The sequence below is a fragment of the Variovorax sp. P1_H12_2 genome (assembly GCF_056405335.1).
In genome coordinates this window covers 1-9,366 of sequence record NZ_JBFUCI010000253.1, presented here as the reverse complement: position 1 = coordinate 9,366, position 9,366 = coordinate 1, and the positions used below count along the sequence as shown (strand labels likewise).

The window sequence follows — 9,366 nt, the reverse complement described above, 5'->3', positions numbered from 1 at the left end:
ATCCACAACTCATCGGAGACAAGACCATGATGAATCGCAGAAAGTTGGTGTTCGGCGCCGCCGCAGTCGTCGCCGGCGGGCTGGCCCTGCCAGCACGTTCGCAGCAGGTTCTGACCGTCGGGCTGATCCCCTCGGAAGACTCGCGGGCCATGATCGCCAACAGCCAGAAGATGATGGACATGCTGTCCAACGCGCTCGGCATGCCGGTGAAGCCGTTCGTGGCGGCCGACTACAACGGCGTCATCGAGGCGCTGCGGTCCAAGCGGCTGGACGTGGCCTACCTCGGGCCGTTCTCGTATGTGCTGGGCGCAAGCATCGCGAACATCGAGGCATTCGCCRTGGCCGAGACCAAGAAGGCGGGCCGCACGTCCTACCACAGCCAGATCATGACGCACAAGGACAGCGGCATCAAAACGGTCGCCGACCTGAAGGGCAAGACCTTCGCGTTCGTCGACCCCACGTCCACCTCCGGCCATCTGTTTCCGAAGGCAGGGCTGATCAAGGCGGGCTTCAATCCCGACAAGGACTTCGGCCGCGTGATCTTCTCGGGCTCGCACGACTCGAGCGCGATCGCCGTGCAGAACAGGAAGGTCGATGCCGCCGCCATCGCGGACCGCATCCTCGACGCGGCCATCGCCAAGGGGCTGGCCAAGCGCGAAGATCTGGTCGAGGTCTGGCGGTCGGACCCGATCCCCGAGTCGCCCACGGTCTGGCGGCGCGACCTGCCTGCGGACCTCAAGAAGCGCGTGCAGGCGGCGTTCCTCGAGGTCAAGGACATCCCGTGGTCGGACCAGGGCATGTTGAACGGCTTCCACCCGACCAACGACGCGGCCTACAACATCATCCGTGAGACCGCGAAGATCCTGAACCTCGATCTGAAGGAAATGAAATGATCGAGATCCGGAACCTCACGAAGCGCTATGGCGACTTCGTTGCGCTCAACGACGTGAGCATGACGGCGAAGAAGGGAGAGTTCGTCGTGATCCTCGGCGCCTCTGGCGCCGGCAAGTCGACACTCTTGCGCTGCATCAATCACCTGGCCGACCCGACGTCCGGCCAGATCCGCGTCAACGGCGAGCTGTCGCGCGGCGACCGTTCGGGTTTGCGCAAGGTCCGGCGCGACGTGGCGATGATCTTCCAGCACTACAACGTGGTGCCGCGCCTGTCGGTGCTGAAGAACGTGCTGACGGGCCGGCTCGGCTCGATGCCCGCGGTGCTGTCGTGGTTCCAGTGGTTCCCGAAGGACGACATCGACGTGGCGCGCGAATGCCTGCGCCGGGTCGAGATGGGGCACAAGGCCGACGTGCGCACCGACACGCTGTCGGGCGGGCAGAAGCAGCGCGTCGGCATCGCCCGCGCGCTGGCCCAGCGCCCGAAGGTGATCCTCGCCGACGAGCCGGTGGCGAGCCTGGACCCGAAGACCTCGCGCAAGGTGCTGCGCTACCTGCAGCAAGCCAGCGTCGAGTCGGGCATCACCGTGATCTGCAACCTGCACCAGGTCGACTACGCACGCGAGTTCGGCCAGCGCGTGATCGGCGTGGCCGCCGGCCGCATCGTCTTCGAAGGCGGCCCGGACGAGCTCACCGAAGAGGTGCTGCAACGCATCTACCCCGGCGGCATGGAAGACACCGCGCCCGCCAAGGCAGGCGAGGGCGGCGAACTGACTTCTTCCGCGCCCGCCGCACCGCTGTCCCCCGTGGCCCATCACCTCGTCCTGGAGCAATCATGATCAGCATCGGCCGCTACAACCTCCTCGTTGCCAAGAGCAGCGGCAACGAAGGCTGGTGGAAATATGCCGGCGCCGCCGTCATCGGTTGCATCGTGCTCTGGTGGGCCGCCATCGGTAGCCAGGTGAGCTTCGGCGAGCTGGCCAAAGGCATGCCGTGGATCGCCGACTTCCTGGGGCGTATGGTGCCGCCCAACTGGGAGTTCATGCAGAAGCTCGTGAAGCCGGCGATCGAGACCGTGCAGATCGCCATCTGGGGCACCTTGCTCGCCATCGTGCTCGCGGTGCCGGTGTGCTTCCTGGCGGCGCGAAACATCTCGCCGAACCTCGCGGTCTTCCACTTGATGCGGCAGGTGCTCAATATTGCCCGCGGCATCAACGAGATCATCCTCGCGCTGATCTTCGTGGCAGCGGTGGGCCTCGGCCCGTTCCCCGGCGTGCTGGCGCTGGCACTGCATGGTGCGGGCATGCTCGGCAAGTTCTTCGCCGAGTCGATCGAGGACATCGACCAGGGCCCGATCGAGGCGCTGCGCGCCACCGGTGCCGGGCCCATCCAGATCATCATCTTCGGGGTGCTTCCCCAGGTGGTCACGTCATGGATCGCCGTGGTGCTCTACCGCTTCGAGACCAACCTGCGCCAGGCGACGGTGCTCGGCATGGTGGGCGCGGGCGGCATCGGCTTCGAACTGGTCGGCAGCATGAAGCTCTTCCAGTACCAGGACACCGCGACCTGCATCCTGGTGATCGTGGCCATGGTGATGGCTGCCGACTACATCTCCAGCAAGCTGCGCGCATGGATTCAACAAGGGGCACGCTAATGAAATCGGACAACTTCGGCCTCTCGGTCAATGGCCGGGACTACGGCATGCCGGCGCAGCCGGTGGTCGTGGTGTGCGTCGACGGCTGTGAGCCGGACTACATCACCCAGGCCATCCAGGCCGGCGTCGCGCCTTTCATGGCCAGGCTGCTGGACAAGGGCACCTCGCTGCTCGGCGATTGCGTGGTGCCCAGCTTCACCAACCCGAACAATCTCTCGATCGTGACGGGTGCGCCGCCTTCGGTGCACGGCATCTGCGGCAACTTCTTCCTGGACATCGCGCTCGGCAAGGAAGTGATGATGAACGACCCTGCCTACCTGCGGGCCGGAACCATCCTCGCGGCCTTTTCCGAGGCGGGTGCGAGTGTCGCCGTGGTCACGGCGAAGGACAAGCTGCGCACGCTGCTCGGCCACGGCATGCACGGTATCTGCTTCTCGGCCGAGAAGGCGGACCAGGCCACGCTCGAGAACGGCGGCATCGACCATGTGGTGGAACTGGTCGGGCGGCCCGTGCCGTCGGTCTACAGCGCAGACCTGAGCGAGTTCGTCTTTGCCGCCGGCGTGCGGTTGATGGAAACGCGCCGGCCCGACCTGATGTACCTGTCCACCACCGACTACGTGCAGCACAAGTGCGCGCCGGGCACCGAAGGCGCCAATGCGTTCTACGCAATGATGGACGGCTACCTCGCGCAGCTCGACGCACTGGGCGCCGTGATCGCGATCACCGCCGATCACGGCATGAGTCCGAAGACCGACGCCGCCGGCCAGCCGCGCATCGTCTTCCTGCAGGAAGTGCTCGACGGCCTCGAAGGCGGCAAGGCCAACCGCGTGATCCTGCCGATCACCGACCCCTATGTCGTCCACCACGGCGCACTGGGCTCCTTTGCCACCGTGTACCTGGCGCCGGGCCTGGATGCCGGCGCAATGGCCGCTGCCCTTCGCGAAGTCGTCGGCATCGAACTGGTGCTCTTGCGCAAAGAAGCCGCCGAACGCTTCGAACTGCCGTCCGACCGCATCGGTGACCTCGTGGTGGTGTCGGACCACCTCACCGTGCTCGGCACGCGCGCCGCCGAGCACGACCTGAGTGGCCTGACGGTGCCCCTGCGATCGCATGGCGGCATCTCGGAGCAGAAAGTGCCGCTGCTGTTCAACCGCAAGCTGCAGGGCGTCGATGCCACCCGGCGCCTGCGCAACTTCGATGTGTTCGACCTTGCGCTGAATCACGCGGTGCGCGTCCCCGCCTAGGAAACTTCATGAATGTCCACTACTTCAACCCCGTGCACAGCGTGTACGGGGCAGGGGCCCTGTCGTCCCTGCCGGATCTGCTGCGCGGCCGCCGCGCTGCCGTGGTCACCTTTCCGGAGGCGCGCGCACTCGGCCTCGTGGCCCGGTTCGAGGCCATCCTTGGCGACCAGCTGGCGTGTGTGATCGACCGCATCCATCCCAACCCCGACGTGCAGGAACTGTCGAAGACCTACGAGGACTTCTGGCAGGCGCACGCGGACGTCGAGGTCATTGTCGCGGTGGGCGGTGGCAGCGCGATCGACACGGCCAAGGCCCTGATGGTGGCCGACGAGAGCGGGAGTTTCGCCGCGCTGGTGGCCGGGCTTGCCGGCGAAAGCGCGTTCACGCCAAACCGCTTCAAGCGGCTCATCGCAGTGCCCACCACAGCCGGTACCGGCAGCGAGGTCACGCCCTGGGCCACCATCTGGGATCGAGAGCGACAGAGGAAGCACTCGCTGCACCTGCCGCAGACCTGGCCGGAGTACGCGCTGATCGATCCCGAGCTGATGCTCTCGCTGCCGGCCTCCGTCACCCTGCAGAGCGGCCTCGACGCGTTGTCTCATGCGCTCGAGTCGATCTGGAACGTCAACTCGAATCCGCTTTCGGACACGATGGCCTGCGCGGCCGTGCACGAGATCTTCTCGGTTCTGCCGGGCCTGATGCGCCAACCCCAAGACCTGGCGCTGCGCGGCCGCATGGCTTTGGCCGCGCTGCAGGCCGGCATGGCGTTCTCCAACACCAAGACGGCGCTGGCGCATTCCATCTCGTACGAGATGACGCTGCGCCACGGCGTGCCGCACGGCATCGCCTGCTCGTTCTCGCTGCCGATGGTGCTGCGCAGCGCCATTGGCCAACGCGCCGACCGCGACGCCGCGCTGCAACGTGCGCTCGGTGCGCCGCTGGCCGGGGCGCCGGAGCGTCTGCAGGCCTTCATCGAAGGGCTCGGCGTCAAGACGCGTTTCGGCGACTACGGCGTCTCGGACGAGGAAGCACAGGAAATGGTTCTGCATGCGCAAGGCGGGGCACGCGGCAAGAACTTCATCGGCAGCAACGCCCCCATGGAGACACTGACATGAATGCACGACTGCCCCTTCGGGACAGCGAGGACTTTCGCGCCGAGGCGCTGCGCATCGGCGGCGAGCGCCTCACGCGCGGCCGCACGCTGGACGTCATCAACCCGTACACGCGGGAGCGGGTCGGCACGGCGCCGCTCGCGAGCCTGGAAGACGTGCGCCAGGCCTACCGGGTTGCACATGCCTTCCGCCCCGAGCTCTCGCGCTACGAGCGCTCGAGCATCCTGCAACGCGCGTCGGCGCTGCTGCGCGAGCGCGCACAGGAAGGCTCGCGCTTGATCACGCTGGAATCGGGCCTGTGCCTGAAGGATTCGATGTACGAAATCGGCCGCGTGGCCGACGTGCTGGTGTTCGGCGCCAACGAGGCGCTGCGCGACGACGGGCAGGTCTTCTCGTGCGACCTCACGCCGCACGGGAAGCGGCGCAAGGTCATCACCATGCGCGAGCCGCTGCAGGGCGTCATCACGGCGATCACGCCCTTCAACCACCCGATGAACCAGGTCGCGCACAAGGTGGTGCCCAGCATCGCGACCAACAACCGGATGGTGCTCAAGCCGTCCGAGAAGGTGCCCCTGTCGGCGTTCTTCCTGGCCGATGTGTTGTACGAGGCGGGCCTGCCCCCCGAGATGTTCCAGGTCATCACCGGCGACCCGCGCGAGATCGCCGACGAGATGCTCACCAACGAGCACGTCGACCTGATCACCTTCACCGGCGGCGTGCCGATCGGCAAGTACATCGCGAACAAGGCCGGCTATCGCCGCATCGTGCTGGAACTCGGCGGCAACGACCCGCTGATCGTGATGGAGGACGCCGACCTCGACAGGGCATCCGACCTCGCGGTGCAGGGCTCGTACAAGAACTCGGGGCAGCGCTGCACCGCGGTCAAACGCATGCTGGTGCAGGCGTCGGTCGCGAAACAGTTCACCGAACTCGTCGTCGAGAAGACGCTTCGCTGGAAGCACGGCGACCCGTCGGATCCGTCCATGGACATGGGCACAGTGATCGACGAACAGGCGGCCTGCCACTTCGAGGCGCTGGTCGACGAGGCCGTGTCGCACGGCGCGCGCGTGCTCGCGGGTCACCGGCGCGACGGGGCGCTGTTCGCGCCGACCGTCCTCGACAACGTGCGGCCCGACATGACCGTGGTGCGAGAGGAGACCTTCGGCCCGGTGTCGCCGATCCTGACCTTTCGCGACATCGACGAAGCCATCGCGATCTCGAACGGCACGGCCTACGGCCTGTCGTCGGGCATCTGCACCGACCGCATGGACCATGCGACACGCTTCGCGCAAGAGCTCAACGTGGGCACGGTGAACATGTGGGAGGTGCCGGGCTACCGGATCGAGCTGACGCCCTTCGGTGGCATCAAGGATTCGGGCCTGGGCTACAAGGAAGGCGTGCAGGAGGCGATGAAGTCGTTCTGCAACGGCAAGACGTTCACGATGCCCTGGTGAACCCGCGCGGGCGGTCAGCGCCGAATGAATGTCGCGATGCAGGCGCTGATCAGACAACTCGCGGCGACGATCGGAAAGACCATCGAGGTGTTGCCCGAGTGGTCCAGCATTCTGCCGATCAACGGCTCGCCCAGCCCCGCGAGCAGGTAGGAAAAGAAGTTCATGACGCCCGTGGCTGTTCCCGCGCGTTTCGCTCCGACGAGGTCCGGGCACAGGGCCCAGAATGACGAGGCTGGGCCATAGACGAAGAAGCCTGCAAGGAACAGCAGAAAGAGGCCGCCGAGGCTGGTAGGCAGCAGGTACATGCTGATCGAGGCCAGGGCACCAAGCAACATGTACAGCACGATGGCCTTGTAGCGCTTCGATCCGAAGACCTTGTCGGAGATCCAGCCGTTCGTCAGGGCGCCGAAGGCCATGCCGACCGGCAGCGCGACGGAAATCCACGCTGGGTCGACCATGCCGTCGGCAGCCTTGGCCCAGTCCTTGCCGAGAAAGTGCACCGGCACCCAGACGATCAATCCGTAGCGCGCGGCATTCTGGAATCCGATCGCGAGGGATGCGATGAGCAACTTCGGGTTGCCGAGGACGGCCTTTTAGCGGGACCACGAACTCTCGCCGGGCTCGTTGTCGAGGCGGGCAGTCTTCGCAGCCCCTGCATTGGCGATGCCGGTGTCGGGCGACTCGAAGCCCAGATCCTCGGGACGCTCGCGTGCGATCAGATAGAACGCAATCCCGCCCACGAGCATCAGCAGCACCGGGAGCCGGAAGATCCACCGCCAGTCCAGGTGCAGTACGTTCACGACCAGGATGGATGTGATGAAGGACAGGACCGACGCACATCCGGCGGCGAAGACGTAGAGACCGTAGACCTTGCCGCGCTCAGCGGTCCCCCACCAGTTCGACAGAAGTCGGCTCCCGGGAGCCCAGCCGAGCGCCTGGAAGTACCCGTTGACGCCCCACGGGATTGCCAGGGTCTTGATGCCGACGGCGAAGCTGACCACCCAATTGGCCGCACACGAAAGGACTGCACCGGCCGTCATCACGCGGCGCCCACCGAACTTGTCGCCCAGGTTCCCGTTGATGGCCTGACCGATCGCATAGCACCACAGAAGGCAGGCCGATGCCCAGCCAAGGCTCTCCTTTGACAGCCCGAGTTCGCGCTGGATCCCCGGGATGGCGAAGCCGAGGGTTTGTCGGCCGGTGTAAAAGAAGAAATAGCAGAACATGGCGGCCAGCAGCATTCGCCACTGAGCGCGTCTGAAGGAGTGTTCGGGAGGCGGCACGCATGCACCTGCTTGCAAGGACTGGGTTGCCAAATTGCATGATTCTCTCCTGCTCGAAGTTGCAGTCGGCCAGCGAATCGGGCCACTCGGCCTCTACGTGTCAGTTCCGAGCCAAAGGGAGCCCTTGTTTGGCACCCGGTGGTTCAGTTCGAGGGGTTCACTCCAAAGGTGGATCAAAGTTCAACCGGCGCCGACAGGTCCGAAGTCGCGCCGCGCGTTCGTTATCCCGTCACGGGAACTCAGGGCATGACTGCTCGCAAGCGGGAGGCGGCCAGGYGCAGCTCCGGCAGGAACTGCTCAGCGGCCGTCTCGCTCGTGAATTGACCCGTCGGGAGGCTCACATTGATGGCGGCGATGGTTTCGCCTTCCTTGTTCCGAACGGGGATGGCGAGGCCGCAAATGGACTCGTCCAACTCGCCATCGACCCACGCATAGCCTTGGGTGCGCGCCTTCAGAATTTCCTGCTTCAACCGCTTCCGATCGACGATGGTCGCGCTGGTGCGCGGCTTGAGCGTTGCGCTCTGCAGATAGGCATCGATCTCCTCGTCCGACAAGCCGGACAGCAACACCCGTCCCATGGAGACTGCGTGCGCCGGAAGGCGGCTACCGAGCGAAGGACTCATCGGCAGGATTCGCTTGGCATGCTGGCGCAGCACATACACGATGTCCTCGCCGTCAAGCACGGAGAGCGCGCACGACTGCCGGGCACGYGTCGAGAGTTCTTCCAGTGCCGGCTGCGCTTCCCGCCAATAAGGCAGAGAAGACAAATAGGAGAGCCCGAGTCTCAGAACCCGCGGCGTTAGCCAGTACTGCTTCTCGTCGGTACGTACAAAGGTCAAGTCGACCAACGTCATCAGGAAGCGACGAACCGCCGTGCGCGGCAAGTCGACGGCCTCTGCCACCTCCGCAAGCGTCTTGCGACCCGATCCCTCGCCAAGCGCCTCGATGACTTGCAGGCCGCGCGCGAAGGCCCGCACGAACGATTCACTCTCCGGTGTTGCCATGTGAGCACTCCTGGGCGCCTTGACAGCGTCAGGCACCCTTGTTGATAATAGCCGGCAGGCGGATGTTTATATCCGCTAAGCGGTCATTGTACACGATGGCCAATGGTTCGGCAACAAGACTTGAATTTCATGACACAGCACACATTCGAGACAGACTTCTGGAAGGAAGCTCAATTGCGCAAGACCTGGGACGACATCGTCCCAGGTGAACCGCGCAAGACCATCCCCTACACCCTCACCCTGGAGGCCATTCACAAGTATTGCCGAGTCGTTGGCGATACCCACCCGCTGTACTTCGACGAGGAATTCGCTCGCAAGAGCGTGTACGGCGGTTTGATCGCTCCCCCGACGATCCACATTCTGCTCATGTTCGCGTGCACGCCGAACGATGACTGGATGCGCACGCCAGGCACCGTGAACGCGGGCCAGTCGTGGAGCTACAACATTCCCGCCCGCCCTGGCGACACCATTCGCTTGAATGCCCGCGCGCTCGACAAGTTCGTGAAGAAGGACCGTCTCTTCGTCGTCCACGACAACGTCTTCTTCAACCAGGACGACCAAGTGATCTGCTCCGGCCGCGGCTGGACGATCCGCCCGATGTAAGGAATCGACATGACACAAAGCTTTGAAACCCTCGCGAACGGCCAAAAGATCGAGGGCACGCCGTTCTCGCCCACGCGGGAGTCGATCCGCGCCTTCTGCGAAGCGTCGCTGGACTTCAACCC

At 65.0% G+C, this 9,366-nt stretch carries 8 protein-coding genes and 1 pseudogene; 7 read left to right on the top strand and 2 right to left on the bottom strand.

What is annotated here, in order from left to right:
• Positions 1–26 precede the first annotated feature (26 nt).
• The 6 genes from phnD to phnY are packed head-to-tail and all read left to right on the top strand — an operon-like array spanning position 27 to position 6,354.
• Positions 27–893: a phosphonate ABC transporter substrate-binding protein gene (phnD, locus tag AC1D2K_RS22375; RefSeq protein ID WP_478091077.1), complete on the top strand. Its 867-nt coding sequence runs from the start codon at positions 27–29 to the stop codon at positions 891–893.
• Positions 890–1,729: a phosphonate ABC transporter ATP-binding protein gene (phnC, locus tag AC1D2K_RS22370; RefSeq protein WP_478091075.1), complete on the top strand. Its 840-nt coding sequence runs from the start codon at positions 890–892 to the stop codon at positions 1,727–1,729. Before phnD ends, phnC begins: the two co-directional genes overlap by 4 nt.
• Positions 1,726–2,544: a phosphonate ABC transporter, permease protein PhnE gene (phnE, locus tag AC1D2K_RS22365; RefSeq protein ID WP_478091074.1), complete on the top strand. Its 819-nt coding sequence runs from the start codon at positions 1,726–1,728 to the stop codon at positions 2,542–2,544. Before phnC ends, phnE begins: the two co-directional genes overlap by 4 nt.
• A complete protein-coding gene (gene phnA / locus AC1D2K_RS22360) occupies positions 2,544–3,788 on the top strand; it encodes a phosphonoacetate hydrolase (protein WP_478091073.1) in 1,245 nt (414 codons plus the stop codon). The genes phnE and phnA overlap by 1 nt, the downstream gene beginning before the upstream one ends.
• 8 nt (positions 3,789–3,796) lie before the next feature.
• Positions 3,797–4,903, top strand: a complete 1,107-nt coding sequence (gene psrA / locus AC1D2K_RS22355) for an iron-containing alcohol dehydrogenase PsrA (protein ID WP_478091071.1) — start codon at positions 3,797–3,799, stop codon at positions 4,901–4,903.
• Positions 4,900–6,354 (top strand): phosphonoacetaldehyde dehydrogenase, encoded by a 1,455-nt coding sequence (gene phnY, locus AC1D2K_RS22350; RefSeq protein WP_478091069.1) that lies wholly within the window; start codon positions 4,900–4,902, stop codon positions 6,352–6,354. Before psrA ends, phnY begins: the two co-directional genes overlap by 4 nt.
• A 14-nt stretch (positions 6,355–6,368) precedes the next feature.
• Here phnY and AC1D2K_RS22345 read toward each other — a convergent pair.
• Positions 6,369–7,595 (bottom strand): annotated as a pseudogene (locus AC1D2K_RS22345) (MFS transporter).
• Positions 7,596–7,876: 281 nt separating this feature from the next.
• Entirely contained in the window at positions 7,877–8,641 is a 765-nt protein-coding gene (locus tag AC1D2K_RS22340; RefSeq protein ID WP_478091068.1) for an IclR family transcriptional regulator domain-containing protein, read from the bottom strand.
• Between the two features lie 174 nt (positions 8,642–8,815).
• Here AC1D2K_RS22340 and AC1D2K_RS22335 point away from each other — a divergent pair, with 174 nt between their 5' ends.
• Positions 8,816–9,244 carry a MaoC family dehydratase gene (locus tag AC1D2K_RS22335; protein ID WP_478091067.1) on the top strand — a complete coding sequence of 143 codons (429 nt, stop codon included), beginning with the start codon at positions 8,816–8,818 and terminating at the stop codon, positions 9,242–9,244.
• Positions 9,245–9,366 lie beyond the last annotated feature (122 nt).

What these genes read in the sequence shown, in the direction of transcription:
- phnC (WP_478091075.1), top strand. Translation starts at nt 890, where the DNA reads ATGATCGAGATCCGGAACCTCACGAAGCGCTATGGCGACTTCGTTGCG.
- phnE (WP_478091074.1), top strand. Translation starts at nt 1,726, where the DNA reads ATGATCAGCATCGGCCGCTACAACCTCCTCGTTGCCAAGAGCAGCGGC.
- phnA (WP_478091073.1), top strand. Translation starts at nt 2,544, where the DNA reads ATGAAATCGGACAACTTCGGCCTCTCGGTCAATGGCCGGGACTACGGC.
- psrA (WP_478091071.1), top strand. Translation starts at nt 3,797, where the DNA reads ATGAATGTCCACTACTTCAACCCCGTGCACAGCGTGTACGGGGCAGGG.
- phnY (WP_478091069.1), top strand. Translation starts at nt 4,900, where the DNA reads ATGAATGCACGACTGCCCCTTCGGGACAGCGAGGACTTTCGCGCCGAG.